The sequence below is a fragment of the Pseudomonas rosaeacicularis genome, from assembly GCF_057128745.1.
Map to the genome: position 1 here is coordinate 60,628 of NZ_JBSKHT010000001.1, position 15,056 is coordinate 75,683.

Consider the following 15,056-nt stretch of genomic DNA (forward strand, 5'->3'; position numbering starts at 1 on the left):
GTCAGCCCTGAACCACCGCAGCGGTCTCGCAACTCATCGGACGGACATTGAGCATGATCAAAGACAGCCACACACATCACATCTCCCAGCAGTTCAATGCCGAGCTTGAAGAAGTTCGCAGCCACTTGCTGGAAATGGGCGGCCTGGTTGAAAAGCAGGTCAACGACGCAGTCACCGCATTGATCGACGCCGACTCGGGTCTGGCGCAACGCGTGCGTGAAGTCGACGATCGCATCAACCAGATGGAGCGCAATATTGACGAGGAATGCCTACGCATCCTGGCCCGTCGTCAGCCTGCCGCCTCCGACCTGCGTTTGATCATCAGCATCTCCAAGTCGGTGATCGATCTGGAGCGCATCGGTGATGAATCGACCAAAATCGCCCGCCGTGCGATTCAGTTGTGCGAAGAAGGCGAGTCGCCGCGCGGTTACGTCGAAGTCCGCCATATCGGCGATCAGGTCCGCAGTATGGTGCGTGATGCACTTGACTCGTTCGCACGCTTTGACGCCGATCTGGCGTTGTCTGTCGCTCAATACGACAAGACTATCGACCGCGAATACAAAACCGCTCTGCGCGAACTGGTCACCTACATGATGGAAGATCCGCGTTCGATCTCTCGCGTGTTGAACGTGATCTGGGTACTGCGCTCGCTGGAACGTATAGGCGATCACGCCCGCAATATCTCCGAATTGGTGATCTATCTGGTACGCGGCACTGACGTTCGCCACTTGGGCCTCAAGCGCATGCAGGAAGAAGTTAAGGGTCGTGTCATCGAAACTCCTCATGTTCCGGACGCACCTGACGATAAATAAGATTGCCTGCAAAAAAACGCCCGGCACCAGCCGGGCGTTTTCGTTTTCCGGTTTTCTATCGTCAAGTCGCCCGCGTACAACATGTCCCGGTGTCGTCAAACAGTTTGGCAGTTGGCGAGCAGTCAGCGATGTGCTCGCCAATTGCGGTACACGCCATCAGGAGCGTCGATGAGTAAAGTCAGTGTATTGGTGGTGGATGACGCACCGTTCATTCGTGACCTGGTAAAAAAAGGGCTGCGCAACGCCTTTCCCGGCGTCGCCCTGGAAGATGCAGTCAACGGCCGCAAGGCTCAGATATTGCTGAGCCGCGAGGCGTTCGACCTGGTGCTATGCGATTGGGAAATGCCGGAGATGTCCGGCCTTGAGCTGCTGACCTGGTGCCGTCAGCAAGACAGCCTGAAAAACATGCCGTTTATCATGGTCACTAGCCGGGGCGACAAGGAAAACGTGATACAGGCGATCCAGGCCGGTGTCTCGGATTTCATCGGCAAACCGTTCACCAACGAGCAGCTGCTGACCAAAGTCAAAAAAGCACTGCACAAGGTCGGGAAGCTCGAAGCTTTGATGACGGGCGCACCTGCTCGCATGACCTCCGCGTTCGCTAACGATTCGCTGGGTGCGCTGACGGGCAATCGTCCGGAGGTCGTGTCGGCGTCTGCGTCTGCACCGGTTCAGCCGCTGATTCAGCCGGCAGCTCCTGCACCCGTCACGGCCCAACCAACAGGTCGCGGACAGGGTCAGTTGCGTCTGTCCAGTGGCACCCAGTCGTGCGTGATCAAAGCGCTGAGCCTCAAGGAGGCGCTGCTGGTGGTGCGTCGCAGCGAGATCCTGCCACAGATCCTTGAAACCGCTGTCCTGGACCTGGAGCAGGGCGACAACGCCGAGGTCGCGCGTTTGAACGGTTACCTGCACGCCATCGTCGCGTTCGAGCAAAAACCCGACAGCGACTGGCTGCAGCTGACTTTCCGCTTCGTCGATCAGGACGCACAGAAGATGGATTACCTGTCCCGCCTGATTGCTCGCGGCACGGCGCAGAAGCACTTTATCCCTGGGGCTTGATTTTCTACCGCGTGACCACCGCTCTTCTGTAGGAGCGAACTTGTTCGCGATACGGCTTATGAGACACGCCTTATTAAAGCCTCGCCAACACGTTGGCTCCTGCAGTTCTACGTCCGACGAAACAACGTGTGGGATGCATAGAAATTGCAAATCCCCGCACATCAGGCCCTGACGCGATTTCCTTGACGCTTGGTGTATTGCCGATTGATACACATGAGTCCTCATCCATGGACATCGCTGTTAGGCTGGCCTCTATTCGCCACCACTCAGATGTATTCCCGATGCTCGAGCGCTTGCTGATCGTATGTGCCTTGCTGCTGACCGCTCAATCGGCCGGGGCGGTCACCATCTACAAATACACCGATGCCAATGGCGTCGTGTCGTTTACCGATCATGCGGTGCCCGGCGCAGCGGTGCTGAAATTGCGCGAGCGGATGGTTGAGCACATCGACCAGCAAGTGCGCTTGAATGTGAAAAAAGAAAAAGGCACCGACAGCCTCTATGTGCGTAACGACTTGTACGCACCGGTGGAGGTCGAGCTGAAGCTGTCCGGCGTGAAAAACGTGCTGGGCGTTGCCGATCAGGTGATCCGGCGCACCGTCCCGGCCCGCAGCAGCGAGCGTCTCATTGCCTTGAGCCCCAAGCAGGTCGGCAAGGGCATGAGCTACAAACCTAGCTTGCGCTCCATCGTTGGCGATCCGCAGCGCAGTGCCAATTCATTGGCTTACCGCTATCCGTTGCCGTGGGTGGGTGGACCGTTTCGTCTGAGCCAAGGGCCGAACGGGGCCTACAGCCACTTCGGCGCCAAGAGCCGCTACGCGCTGGATATCGCCATGCCCGAAGGCACGCCGATCATTGCCGCGCGCAGCGGTACGGTGATCAAGACCGAAAACGGCCAGAGCGGTAGAGGTGCAAACCCCTCAGGCAACTTTGTGCGCGTTCTGCACGATGACGGCACCATGGGCGTTTACCTGCACTTGATGCAGGGCTCGGTGGTGGTCAAGGAAGGTCAGCGTGTGATGGTGGGCAGCGCGTTGGGCCGCTCAGGCAACACCGGCAACAGCACCGGCCCGCATCTGCATTTTGTGGTGCAGCGCAACGTCGGGCTGGCGCTGGAGTCGATCCCCTACGAATTCGCCCAGCCTGTTCAGAGCTTGCCGAACTTTGCGGTGGGCGGGAATTGAGTTGTTGCGAGACCAGTTTAGGAGCTGACGAGCAACGCGAGGCTGCGATGCAATCTACCTGACACACCGCAATCGCAGCCTTCGGCAGCTCCTACAAGGGCTATCGAAGAGTAGTTAATCCAGCTTCAACACCTTGGCCAGCACGATCTTCGGGCCTTTCATCTTTTTGATGATGATGCGCAGGCCTTCGACTTCCATGACCTCTTCTTCTTCCGGCACTCGCTTTAGGCTGTCGTAGATCAGGCCCGCCAGCGTCTCGGCCTCCACGTGGTCCAAGTCGATGCCCAGCAGGCGCTCAACCTTGAACAGCGGGGTATCGCCACGCACCAGCAGCTTGCCCGGTTGATACGCGAGGATGCCGCGCTCAGCCTTGCGGTGTTCGTCCTGAATGTCGCCCACCAGCACTTCGAGCACGTCTTCCATGGTCAGGTAGCCGATGACCTTGCCATCCGCTTCCTCTACCAGCGCAAAGTGCGCGCCGCCCTGACGGAACTGCTCCAGCAGACGCGACAACGGCATGTGCTTGGACACCCGCTCCAGCGGACGGGTCAGCTCGGCCAGGTTGAACGATTCAGGCATGTGATCCAGCGCAGCCAGTTCCAGCAGCAGATCCTTGATGTGCAGCAGACCGACGAACTCTTCGCGGTCAGCGTCATACACCGGGTAGCGGCTGAACTTGTGGCGACGAAACAGCGCCATGATTTCCTTGAGCGGCGCGTTGCAGTCCAGCGTCACCAGGTCTTCGCGGGAGTTGGCCCAGTCGACGACTTCAAGCTCTCCCATCTCCACGGCCGAGGCCAGTACGCGCATGCCTTGGTCGCTCGGGTCTTGGCCACGGCTTGAGTGCAGAATCAGCTTCAGTTCTTCACGGCTGTAATGGTGCTCGTGGTGTGGACCGGGTTCGCCTTGCCCTGCAATGCGCAGAATGCCGTTGGCACTGGCGTTGAGCAGGTAGATCGCCGGATACATCGCCCAATAGAACAGATACAGCGGCACAGCCGTCCACAGGGATAACAATTCGGGTTTGCGAATGGCCCATGACTTGGGCGCCAGCTCACCGACCACGATGTGCAGGTACGAAATCATGAAGAACGCGGAGAAGAACGAAACGCCTTTCACCACTTCCGGCGATTGCACGCCTAATGTTTCCAGCAACGGCGCCAGCAGATGCGCAAACGCAGGCTCACCGACCCAGCCCAAGCCCAGCGAGGCCAGAGTAATACCCAGCTGGCAGGCGGACAGGTAGGCGTCGAGCTGACTGTGAACGGTGCGCAGGATGCGGCCGCGCCAGCCGTTCTTCTCGGCAATGGACTCGACCCGGGTCGAGCGCAGTTTGACCATGGCGAACTCTGCGGCAACGAAGAAGCCGTTGAGCAGAACCAGAATTATTGCGAAAAGAATCATGCCGAAGTCGGCAAAAATGGAGGCGAGGCTTAAAGCAGGGGAAGGGTCCATGATGGAGTTTTGCGGGTTCCGTGTGATCAAAAAAGGGGTGTGCCGCCCAGGAATGGCGGGCACAAGAGGCGCAATTTAGCGGCTATCCGCCAGCTTGGCTAGGCTTTGGTCATTTGGATCGGCGGGAAGTTGCAGATAAATACGCTGCCCTTGCCGATCACGCTGTTGATCTCCAGCGTCGCGCGATGCCGCAGCAGGACATGTTTGACGATGGCCAGCCCCAATCCGGTCCCCCCGGTGTTGGATGCACGGCTGGAATCGACCCGGTAAAAACGTTCGGTCAGGCGCGGCAGATGCTTGCTGTCGATGCCGATTCCGGAGTCCTGCACGCTCAAATGCGCGCCGCGTCCGTCGGTCCACCAGCGCACGCGGATCTTGCCTTCGGCGGGAGTGTATTTGACCGCGTTGAAAATCAGATTGGAAAACGCACTGCGCAATTCTGGCTCGCTGCCTTTGAGCTTGGTCTCGTCTTCGATTTCCAGGGTGATCTGCTGATTCTTGCTGCCGGACAACGCCTGTGCGTCATTGGTGATGCTGCGCAGTAACGCCGGGACTTCCACTGGTTGGTTGTCAGACGGGTAATCGGTGGCTTCCAGCTTGGCCAGCAACAGCAAGTCATTGAGCAGCGTCTGCATGCGTCCGCCTTGCTGGTGCATCTGCTGCAAAGCGCGAACCCAGCGCGGGTTCACTTCCTCAACGTTGTCCAGCAGCGTTTCCAGATAGCCGCAGATCACCGTCAGCGGCGTGCGCAGCTCGTGGGAAACGTTAGCCACGAAATCCTTGCGCATCTGTTCCAACTGATGAATCCGCGTGACGTCGCGCACCAGCATCAGGTGTTCGTTATTGCCGTAACGGGTAATCAGCAGCTGGATGCGCAGGCGCTCACTCACTGGAGACGGGATTTCCAGCGGTTCGGCGTAATTGTTTTGCTCGAAATATTCTTTGAAGCGCGGGTGACGCACCAGGTTGGTGACTGGCTGGCCGCTGTCTTGAGGGGTCTTGAGGCCTAGCAATGTTTCGGCGGCGCGGTTCCACCATTCCAGGTTGCCCTCGCTGTCGAGCATAATCACCGCATCGCGCAAAGCCGCGGTGGATTCCTGAACCCGATCAATGACCGCTTGCAGGCGACCGCGCACGCGCATGTCTCGGCGTTGCAGGTGATAAATGCTGTCGAACACCTCACCCCACAAGCCATAGCCGTCAGGCGGAGGCTCGTCGGTTTTGTGATGGCGCAGCCAATCGTGCAGCCGCAACAGTTGCTTCAACGTCCAGGCCAGATAGAGCGCCAGCCCGATTGCCAGGCACCAGCCATAATGCCCGCTGATCAGGCCAGCCAGCAGCGCAGCCGTGACCAATAGCAGCAGATGGCGAATCAGCGTGCCGTGCCAATTGTGATTCAATTAAAACGCGTCCTTGTCGTGAGCGAACCGCAGGCAACCGCCCCAAAAGTTTTTTCAGCTTTTGGTAGAAAAGCGATAGCCGGTGCCGCGCACGGTTTGTACCAGATTCTCGTAGGCATCGCCGAGGGCTTTGCGCAGGCGACGAATATGAACATCGACAGTGCGCTCCTCGACATAGACGTTGCCGCCCCAAACCTGATCGAGCAATTGACCGCGAGTGTAGGCGCGTTCCTGGTGCGTCATGAAAAATTGCAGCAAGCGGTATTCGGTCGGGCCCATTTCAGCGGGTTTGCCGTCAATGGTAACGCGGTGACTGATGGGGTCCAGCAGCAGGCCGCCGACTTCGATGGGGGATTCGCCATCGGTTGGGCCGGCGCGGCGCAGCACGGCTTTGAGGCGAGCGACCAATTCACGGGGGGAGAAGGGCTTGGTGATGTAGTCATCGGCGCCGACTTCAAGACCCTGGATCTTGTTGTCCTCTTCGCCTTTGGCGGTGAGCATGATGATCGGTATGTCCCCGGTCAGCTCGTCGCGCTTGAGGCGGCGCGCCAGTTCGATGCCTGAAGTGCCGGGCAGCATCCAGTCCAGCAGGATCAGGTCCGGTTTGCGATCGACGATGATGGCGTGAGCCTGTTGCGAGTTCTCAGCCTCCATACAGTCGTAGCCGGCCATTTCCAATGCAACGGCGATCATTTCGCGAATCGGCGCTTCGTCGTCAACGATCAGAATGCTCCTGCCAACCATGCCTCGAACCTCTTGTCATTTAACTGTCTTGGGGCGCATTAGATAACGGAATTATTGCAGTCGTGTGACAGGTTGTTGAGTCGCTAGCAGCAAAGCGCGGTCTAGGGCTAAGCTTGAGGTCTTGTCCTACAACAATGTTGTCCAACAACGACTAAAAAAAGAGGATTTATCTGATGGCCAAATTTTCATCTTCCCTGATGGGGCTGCTCGCTGCCGCCGCCCTGGCGTCGTCCGGATTGGCATTCGCCGAAGCACCTGCGAAGACTCAGGACGGTATTCTGGTCGACCAAAAAAGCATGACGCTGTATACGTTCGACAAAGACACGTCGGCTGGTAAGTCTGTTTGCAATGATCAGTGCGCGACGAACTGGCCACCGTTCACTGCATCCAGCTCCGACAAGTCTGTAGGCGACTGGACCGTAATCAAGCGTGACGACGGCGCATCGCAGTGGGTTTACAAAGGCAAAGCGCTTTACACATTCAAAAACGATAAAGCGGCTGGCGACAAAACCGGCGATGGCAAAGGTGATGTCTGGCACGTTGCCAAACCATAACCTTGAAGCACCGAACGCGTTGCGCTGGCCATGCGGTCAGCGCAGGGCGTAATCCACAACGATCCCCACAAAAATCGCCAGCCCTGCCCAATGGTTATGCAGGAACGCCCTGAAGCAGGCCTGAGGTTCGCGGTCACGCGTCGACCAGAACTGCCAGGCGAAACATCCCGCCGCCACCATCAATCCTGTAAAGAAGTACAAACCCAGCTCAAAGCGCGCGCCGGCCAGCATCAGACAGCCAAGGGCCATCAGCTGCAGCGTGAGGATGATCACCCGATCGGCATCGCCGAATAGGACCGCGGTGGATTTCACGCCGATCTTCAAATCGTCTTCGCGATCAGTCATCGCGTAATACGTGTCGTAACCCACCGTCCACAGCAGATTGGCGATGTACAGCAACCACGCGGCGGCAGGCAGATCGCCGGTCTCGGCCGTGAACGCCATCGGCATCCCCCACGAGAACGCCGCGCCCAGCACAACCTGCGGGTAATAGGTGTAGCGCTTCATGAACGGATAACAGGCCGCCAGTGCCAGACCGCCGAACGACAGCCAGATCGTGGTGGAATTGGTCAGCAGCACCAGCAAAAAGCTCAACCCGACCAGAATCGCAAACAGCACCAGCGCTTCTTTACTGCTGACTTTGCCGCTCACCAGCGGGCGTTGTTCGGTCCGTTTGACATGGCCGTCGACTTTGCGGTCGGCGAAATCATTGATCACGCAGCCCGCTGCGCGCATCAGAAATACGCCGACGACGAAAATCAGTACGTTCGCCACCGACGGCGAACCCTTACCGGCAATCCATAGCGCCCACAGCGTTGGCCACAACAGCAGATAAATGCCGATGGGTTTGTCGATGCGGGTCAGCTGCACGAAATCCCACGCGCGAGGGTTCAGACGATTGAGCGATTTGAGCAAAGAGACGTACATCAGCGTTGCTCCGCAGTGACGGGTTCGGCAGCTTCGATGGCGTCCCACAGCGTGGGCAAAAAGACTTCCGCGACCAGAATGCTCAAGCTCCCCCGACTGAAACACGAGCGTCTGGCCCACAGGTCATCTTGCGCGTCGTCGGCGGGCAACCAGTCAGCAGGGTAGCGGCAGACTTGCATCGGACCGCGCTCAAAGGCCTTGTCGCTGAACAGCAATTCTCCCAGCGAGCGGGTGCCGAGTTCATCCATGTGCAAGCCATCCTGTTCCAGAGCCGCGCGAGCAGCGACACTGCGGGCAAACACCCATTTTTGGCCATGACCGCGCAAATACACTTCCCGGACCCAACCTTCGCTGCCTTCAGCGAGGTCGAGCGCGGCACATTCGTCGGGGCGCAATGGCTGCCAGCCCTCAAGCAGTGGCGTGACGCTGAAACCGTTTGCGCTGAGACGGGTGAGGCGGCGGGTGAGCGAGTCTTCGTTGAAGAGCCACTTGAGAATGACGGGCTGGGGTGTGTCGATCATTTGATCGCGCGGGCGCCAGTCCTGGATCGGGGATGCGGGATTTTGCTGGTTCACGGCGGGCATTTATTGGCAGCAATGGAGGCGGCGAGCTTAGCATGATTGAAGGTTTGGGCCGACGACCGGACCCAGGCCTTTACGTCGATGGCGCTTGCGTCAAAGCGTTGCGATCAGTAAAACGCCCTGACCCAGTCAAAAAATAGGCGGTTACGCGAAGAGACTGGGTGCGCGAAGCGCCGCCTGAGCACACTACGCCGTGAGAGAACCGATCGATGAAAAAGTGGCAATGCATTGTCTGTGGCCTGATTTATAACGAAGCCGATGGTTGGCCGGACGACGGCATCGCACCTGGCACCCTCTGGCAGGACGTCCCCGAAGACTGGCTGTGCCCGGATTGCGGCGTTGGCAAAATGGATTTCGAAATGATCGAGATCGGCTGATCCCTTCACGCCGCACCTACCCGGCTATACACAGGAGATACGAACGAATGAATGCCCCCGTTGTGATCATTGGCACCGGCCTTGCGGGTTACAACCTCGCTCGGGAGTTTCGCAAGCTCGATGGCGAAACGCCGCTGTTGCTAATCACCGCTGACGACGGCCGTTCGTACTCCAAGCCCATGCTTTCAACGGGCTTTGGCAAGAACAAAGAAGCCGACGGCCTGAGCATGGCAGAACCCGGCGCAATGGCCGATCAGCTCAAGGCCGAAGTGCGCACGCATACGCGCATCAGCGGTATCGACCCTGGCCATAAGCGTCTGTGGATAGGCGAGGAGGCGGTGGAGTATCGAGATCTGATTCTGGCCTGGGGTGCTGAAACTGTCCGGGTGCCGGTGCAGGGTAATGCCAGTGATGCGATCTTCCCGATCAATGACCTGGAAGACTACGCGCGCTTTCGTCTGGCGGCGGCCGGTAAACGCCGGGTGCTGATTCTTGGCGTTGGCCTGATTGGCTGCGAGTTCGCCAATGATTTGATATCGGGCGGCTACGAAGTCGATCTGGTGGCGCCGTGCGAGCAAGTCATGCCGACGCTGCTGCATCCGGCGGCTGCAAGTGCCGTGCAGATGGGATTGGAAGGTCTTGGCGCGCGTTTTCGCCTAGGGCCGGTGCTCACGCGTCTGTTGCGCGCCGACGATGGTCTGGAAGCGCATCTGTCCGATGGCGAAGTGGTGCGCTGTGATGTGGTCGTGTCGGCTATCGGGTTGCGGCCGCGAGTCGATCTCGCTGCGGCGGCAGGTCTGGAAATCGGCCGCGGTGTCGTGGTTGACCGTCATCTGCAGACGTCCCACGCCAATATCTATGCGCTAGGCGATTGCGCCGAAGTGGATGGCCTGAATTTGCTCTACGTTATGCCGTTGATGAGCTGCGCACGTGCGCTGGCGCAAACCCTGGCTGGAACGCCGACGGCAGTCAAATATGGGCCGATGCCAGTGACTGTTAAAACACCGGTTTGCCCATTGGTGGTCTCGCCGCCGCCCAAGGGCACCGAAGGTGTCTGGAGCGTTGAAGGGCAGGGCGCGGACATCAAAGCGCTGTGCCACGATGCTGATGGAAACCTGCTGGGATATGCGCTGACTGGCACTGCGGTCATGGACAAACTGGCGCTGAACAAGGCATTGCCGGCGTTGTTGGCGTAAATACCGGTCGTTCTGTCGGATAACCCGCGGTTTTGTTCTCACAAACGTCGGGCACGTACTGGCGCAGGTCTCGGCAGCATGCCATTCTCATTTCCGTCAGCCGCAACGTAGAGCCGTTGCGGCAGCCTGCTCGCTGCTCAGGACGAGTAGCTCGGCACATAACAACAAAAAACTGTAAATGAGGCTTCATATGCGTAAACCAGAACTCGCAGCCGCCATCGCTGAAAAAGCAGATCTCACCAAAGAACAAGCCAATCGCGTACTCAACGCCGTCCTTGAAGAAATCACGAACGCTTTGCACAAAAAGGACAGCGTCACCCTTGTTGGTTTTGGTACGTTCCTGCAGCGTCATCGCGGCGCACGCACAGGCAAAAACCCCCAAACCGGTGAGCCGGTGAAGATCAAGGCAAGCAACACTGTGGCATTCAAGCCGGGCAAGTTTCTGAAAGACAGCGTCAACCCGTAAACCGCTCGACGCCTTTAGCGGGAGGCGCAGAGCAAGGAAAGTGGGCATATCAATGAACTTTGAATGCCCATTTTTTATGCCTGCGATTTGAGACCAGTGAGCGGTCTGAATCGCCACTTTGCGACCGACGGGTTCTGCCTGCGACTGCGCGATTCAAGCCCGCTACACTGCGACGCGGTCGCGACATCCAGACCGGTCACGTTGAGAGCCACGCGCATGAAATTTCGTTTTCTATTGTGGATGCTGGGTTTGCTGATGGCCCGCGCGAGTCGCAACAATCCGGCGTTCCAGCAACAATTGGCAGGCAAAGACCTGACGTTTCAGTTGCAAACGTTCGACGGCAAGGTCGCCCGGCATTTCATCGTCAAAGACCAGCGCATCAGCAGTCGCAGCGGCGTTGTGCTGGAGCCTGCGTTTTCCATCGCGTTCAAAGATGCCGCGTTCGGCTTCGCTACGCTGCAAGCGCAGAACAAGCAGCTGGCGTTCATGCAGGGGATCCAGGACAAAGACATTCTGGTGAAGGGCAATACCGGTCTGGTGATGTGGTTTCAGGGTTTGATGAAGTACCTGAAGCCGAGAAAGAAGAAGTAAGCGCCACACATAAATTCTGTGGGAGCGGACCTGTCCGCGAAGAGGCCCGCAAGCCCCACGCATATCTGGCGTCCGTCAGATTGCCTTCGCGGACAGGTCCGCTCCCACAAGTGGTGCTTTAACCCGCGTATGGTCGCGGGTTCAAATCAGTGAAACTGCGCAGCCAGTTCCCGCAGCAGCGTTTCTGCTTCCAGCACCTTGTGCACGACATCGTCGGCCTTTTCGCGGGACAGCTCCAGACGTTCAAACAGTTCATCCGGAATGCTTTCAACCGGGCCTGAGCCGATGCCTTGTTTTTTCAGCAGGCTGACCGCCAGGAACACCAGATTGGCGTACGCCGCGTGTTCACCGTCGTAATGCGGGTCGTGCTGGAAGCGTAGCGCAGTGGACAGCTCCTCGGGCATGTCCCAACTGCGCATCAGCCAAGCGCCGATCTGCTCACGGGTGATGCCCAACAGGTGCTGCTCGACAAAGCTGTGATGCAGATGAGGGTTGACCTCGATCTGGCGGCAGATCAGCGAGAAATGCGGCGGAAACACGTGTGCCAGCAGCAGATATCCGAAGTTATGCAGCAGACCTGCCAGGTAAGTCAGGCCGTTCTCCGGACGCTTGGCGCGCGGCATTGCGCGGGTCAAACCCTCAATGACCGCTGCGGTGTAGATCGACTGTTGCCAATACGGCGTCGTGTGTTGCGGCTGATCTTTGGGCAGGCTCAGGGTTTTGCCCAGCGCCAGGCCCAGCGCCAGGTTGATGACCAGATCGAAACCCAGCACCCGAACGATTGCGTCCTCTACCGAGCGGATCTTGCCGGCAGAACCGTAATAGGGAGAAGACGCCCAACTGACGACCTGCGCGGCCAGCGACGGATCGGTTTCAACCACGCCGGTGATGTCATCGATGGTCGCATCCGGATCGACTCGCAATTTGATGATCTTCTGCGCCGTATCGGCCAAGGGTGGAATCTCCACCGTAGCCTCCAGACGCTGCTGAATGCGTCGGGCGGTGAAGTCCTGCATCGCTTTGGTGATTTCCTTGCGGTCATCATCGGGTCGGTCGAGATTGGGTTGAACAGAGGTCACTGGCTCGCCGAAGCGCGCAGCACTGGCTTTGCTCAACAGGCCACGATAGTCATCGCAGGCAATTTCCAGCAACAAGCCAGGTTCGCCCGAGTCGATCAGCAGCAGCGGTTCCTGAAGAATGCGCTCTTCGTACAGGCAAGGAGCCCCCGTCAGCGCAGGCAAACCCGGCAGCATGCGCAGACTGTGCTTACCCAGCATCTGCTCAATGCGCTCCTGCGGAACAGCCGTCAACTTGCGCCCGGTCAGCTCGGTGATCCGATTGAGGTCCAGCAGATGATTCTTGGGGAACAGAATCAGCAGCGCACCCACCGCATCGTCCACCAGAACCGCCTGGATCTTCTGCGCTGCAGGGATTTTTTCGTCGTCCATGACTTCGCGATAGTTGATGGCCAATTTGCCAAGCAACTGCCGGATGACAGACGGGGCGTGAGGGGTTGCGTCGACGTGGGCAACTTCTGTCATGGTATGGATCCAAGTTCCTACAATCGTTGGAGTATAACCAGCTTAATTGTTGTGAGGGTGAGGCGGTAACGGATTGCGGTTACTGCTTCACACTTGGCCGTATTGTTGGCCATGTCGCAGCCATCGTTCGAGCAACGGGCTGACGTGCTGGGGCCATCGTTCGATCAGCGCCTGCGCTGCGTCTCGAACGGCTGGCAATAGATCGGCATCACGCATCAGATCTGCGACCTTGAATTGAAGCAGACCCGTTTGTCGCGTGCCGAGCATTTCGCCGGGGCCACGAAGTTCGAGGTCTTTCTCGGCGATCACGAAGCCATCGTTGGTTTCACGCATGATGCCCAGCCGCTGCCGACCGATTTGCGAAAGCGGCGGGTGATACAGCAGCACACAATGGCTCGCCGCGCTGCCTCGTCCAACCCGACCGCGCAGTTGGTGCAGTTGCGCCAGGCCCAGGCGCTCCGGGTTTTCGATAATCATCAGGCTGGCATTGGGCACATCAACACCGACTTCGATCACGGTTGTCGCGATCAGGAGCTGTAGCGCGCCTTGCTTGAACTCGGCCATCACCGCGGCTTTCTCGGCGGGCTTCATGCGGCCGTGGATCAGGCCGACGCGCAATTCACCCAGCGCGCTGGTCAACTCTTCGAACGTGGTTTCGGCCGCCTGACAGGTTAGCTCTTCGGATTCCTCAATCAGCGTGCAGACCCAATAAGCCTGACGGCCCTCGGCGCAGGCATTTCGCACCCGCTCGACCACTTCGATGCGGCGGCTGTCGACCACCAGCACCGTGTTGACGGGTGTGCGGCCGGGAGGCAGTTCGTCGAGAATCGAGGTGTCGAGGTCTGCATATGCGCTCATCGCCAGCGTGCGAGGTATAGGCGTTGCGGTCATGATCAGTTGATGCGGACACATCCGGCCGCCGACGCCTTTTTTGCGCAGCGCCAGACGCTGCTGCACGCCAAAACGGTGCTGCTCATCAATGATCACCAGCGCGAGGTTTTTGAACTGCACTTCGTCTTGAAACAGCGCATGGGTGCCCACCACCATTTGCGTGCCGGTAGCAATCTGCTCAAGGGAAGTCGCCCGCGCCTTGCCTTTGAGCTTGCCCGCCAGCCAGGCGGTTTCGATGCCCAGCGGTTCAAGCCAGCGCTTGAAGTTGATGTAGTGCTGCTCGGCGAGGATTTCAGTCGGCGCCATCAGCGCCACTTGATAGCCCGCTTCCAGCGCCTGCAATGCAGCCAGTGCAGCGACCACGGTTTTACCGGCGCCAACGTCGCCCTGAATCAGCCGCAACATCGGCTCGTGCTGACTGAGGTCGTAGGCGATCTCATTGCCCACCCGTGTTTGCGCGCCGGTTGGCGGAAAGCCGAGGTTGGCCAGAAATTGCTTAGGCAGCTTCTTGGCTTTGGGCAACGCAGGAGCTTGTTGCGAGCGCAGGCTTTCGCGCAGGCGCTGTTGCGACAATTGATGGGTCAATAGCTCTTCAAACGCCAGGCGATGCTGAGCCCAATGATGACCCAAGGCCAACTCTTCTACGTCGGCATCGGCAGGCGGGTGGTGCAGATAACGAATGGCTTCGTCGAGCGGCGCCAGCTGATAGTCGCGAGCCAGCTCTTCGGGAAGCCAGTCAGGCAGGCTTTGCGGCCCAAGCATTGAAAGGCTTTGCTGGCACAGCTGGCGCAGGCGTTGCTGGGTCAGGCCTTCGGTGGTCGGGTAAATCGGTGTCAGCGTCACGTCCACTGGAGGCGGTTCGTCGCCTGTCAGCGCACGGTATTCCGGGTGATAGATTTCCAGTCCCGACGCACCGGGACGGGCTTCACCGTAGCAGCGAACGTGGGTGCCGCGTTTCAAGCCGTCTTTCTGCGCGTTGCTGAAGTGATAAAAACGCAGGCTCAGCACGCCAGTGCCATCACCCAGACGGACCAACAGGCTACGGCGCTTGCCCATCACCACGTCGGTGCCGCTGACCACGCCTTCGATCACCGCGTCTTGGCCCGGCCGCAATTGGCCAATAGGAACGACGCGGGTTCGATCCTGATAACGCAGGGGCAGGTGGAACAGGACATCCTGAATGTTCTCCAGTCCGACCTTCGCCAGCTTCTCAGCCATGGCCTCGCCGACGCCCTTGAGCGCCGTCACCGAGACGTGGGACAGCTCCGTCATACTGCC

General features: G+C 58.8%; 15 protein-coding genes. 8 read left to right on the forward strand and 7 right to left on the reverse strand.

Annotation, left to right across the window (positions count from 1 at the left end; all coding sequences use genetic code 11):
- Positions 1-53 precede the first annotated feature (53 nt).
- The 3 genes from phoU (at position 54) to ACWKWM_RS00275 (ending at position 3,055) form a co-directional block, all read left to right on the forward strand.
- On the forward strand, positions 54-812 hold the full coding sequence (phoU, locus tag ACWKWM_RS00265; protein ID WP_483844210.1) for a phosphate signaling complex protein PhoU: 759 nt from the start codon (positions 54-56) through the stop codon (positions 810-812).
- 168 nt (positions 813-980) lie between these two features.
- Positions 981-1,871 (forward strand): response regulator, encoded by an 891-nt coding sequence (locus tag ACWKWM_RS00270; RefSeq protein ID WP_483844211.1) that lies wholly within the window; start codon positions 981-983, stop codon positions 1,869-1,871.
- Between the two features lie 281 nt (positions 1,872-2,152).
- Complete coding sequence (locus tag ACWKWM_RS00275; protein WP_483844588.1) at positions 2,153-3,055, forward strand: peptidoglycan DD-metalloendopeptidase family protein; 903 nt, start codon at positions 2,153-2,155, stop codon at positions 3,053-3,055.
- A 114-nt stretch (positions 3,056-3,169) separates the two neighbouring features.
- Here ACWKWM_RS00275 and ACWKWM_RS00280 read toward each other — a convergent pair whose 3' ends face one another.
- The 3 genes from ACWKWM_RS00280 to phoB form a co-directional block, all read right to left on the reverse strand.
- On the reverse strand, positions 3,170-4,510 hold the full coding sequence (locus ACWKWM_RS00280) for a hemolysin family protein (RefSeq protein ID WP_483844212.1): 1,341 nt from the start codon (positions 4,508-4,510) through the stop codon (positions 3,170-3,172).
- 98 nt (positions 4,511-4,608) lie between these two features.
- The gene (phoR, locus tag ACWKWM_RS00285; RefSeq protein ID WP_483844213.1) at positions 4,609-5,910 is read right to left on the reverse strand and encodes a phosphate regulon sensor histidine kinase PhoR; all 1,302 of its coding nucleotides are present in this window, start codon (positions 5,908-5,910) and stop codon (positions 4,609-4,611) included.
- A gap of 54 nt (positions 5,911-5,964) precedes the next feature.
- Positions 5,965-6,654 (reverse strand): phosphate regulon transcriptional regulator PhoB, encoded by a 690-nt coding sequence (gene phoB / locus ACWKWM_RS00290; protein WP_111758630.1) that lies wholly within the window; start codon positions 6,652-6,654, stop codon positions 5,965-5,967.
- Positions 6,655-6,827: 173 nt separating this feature from the next.
- Between phoB and ACWKWM_RS00295 the strand changes: the two genes are divergently transcribed.
- Positions 6,828-7,208 (forward strand): COG4315 family predicted lipoprotein, encoded by a 381-nt coding sequence (locus ACWKWM_RS00295; RefSeq protein WP_483844214.1) that lies wholly within the window; start codon positions 6,828-6,830, stop codon positions 7,206-7,208.
- A gap of 36 nt (positions 7,209-7,244) precedes the next feature.
- On the opposite strand, the gene ubiA is transcribed toward ACWKWM_RS00295, so the two are convergent.
- Both ubiA and ACWKWM_RS00305 read right to left on the reverse strand, forming a co-directional pair.
- Positions 7,245-8,135 (reverse strand): 4-hydroxybenzoate octaprenyltransferase, encoded by an 891-nt coding sequence (ubiA, locus tag ACWKWM_RS00300; RefSeq protein WP_483844215.1) that lies wholly within the window; start codon positions 8,133-8,135, stop codon positions 7,245-7,247.
- Positions 8,135-8,710, reverse strand: coding sequence for a chorismate--pyruvate lyase family protein (locus ACWKWM_RS00305; protein ID WP_483844216.1), 576 nt, complete (start codon positions 8,708-8,710; stop codon positions 8,135-8,137). The genes ubiA and ACWKWM_RS00305 overlap by 1 nt, the downstream gene beginning before the upstream one ends.
- Before the next feature lie 215 nt (positions 8,711-8,925).
- On the opposite strand from ACWKWM_RS00305, the gene ACWKWM_RS00310 reads away from it, so the two are divergent.
- The 4 genes from ACWKWM_RS00310 to ACWKWM_RS00325 all read left to right on the forward strand — a co-directional run bounded on the left by ACWKWM_RS00310 (position 8,926) and on the right by ACWKWM_RS00325 (position 11,346).
- The gene (locus tag ACWKWM_RS00310; RefSeq protein ID WP_002555879.1) at positions 8,926-9,093 is read left to right on the forward strand and encodes a rubredoxin; all 168 of its coding nucleotides are present in this window, start codon (positions 8,926-8,928) and stop codon (positions 9,091-9,093) included.
- Positions 9,094-9,140: 47 nt separating this feature from the next.
- Entirely contained in the window at positions 9,141-10,289 is a 1,149-nt protein-coding gene (locus ACWKWM_RS00315; RefSeq protein WP_483844217.1) for an NAD(P)/FAD-dependent oxidoreductase, read from the forward strand.
- Positions 10,290-10,479: 190 nt separating this feature from the next.
- The gene (locus ACWKWM_RS00320) at positions 10,480-10,755 is read left to right on the forward strand and encodes an HU family DNA-binding protein (RefSeq protein WP_008366879.1); all 276 of its coding nucleotides are present in this window, start codon (positions 10,480-10,482) and stop codon (positions 10,753-10,755) included.
- 216 nt (positions 10,756-10,971) lie between these two features.
- Complete coding sequence (locus ACWKWM_RS00325) at positions 10,972-11,346, forward strand: SCP2 sterol-binding domain-containing protein (RefSeq protein WP_483844218.1); 375 nt, start codon at positions 10,972-10,974, stop codon at positions 11,344-11,346.
- Positions 11,347-11,492: 146 nt separating this feature from the next.
- Here the strand turns inward: ACWKWM_RS00325 and ACWKWM_RS00330 are convergent, their stop codons facing one another.
- The gene (locus ACWKWM_RS00330) at positions 11,493-12,887 is read right to left on the reverse strand and encodes an HDOD domain-containing protein (protein ID WP_483844219.1); all 1,395 of its coding nucleotides are present in this window, start codon (positions 12,885-12,887) and stop codon (positions 11,493-11,495) included.
- 87 nt (positions 12,888-12,974) lie between these two features.
- Complete coding sequence (gene recG, locus ACWKWM_RS00335; protein ID WP_483844220.1) at positions 12,975-15,050, reverse strand: ATP-dependent DNA helicase RecG; 2,076 nt, start codon at positions 15,048-15,050, stop codon at positions 12,975-12,977.
- Between the last annotated feature and the right edge of the window lie 6 nt (positions 15,051-15,056).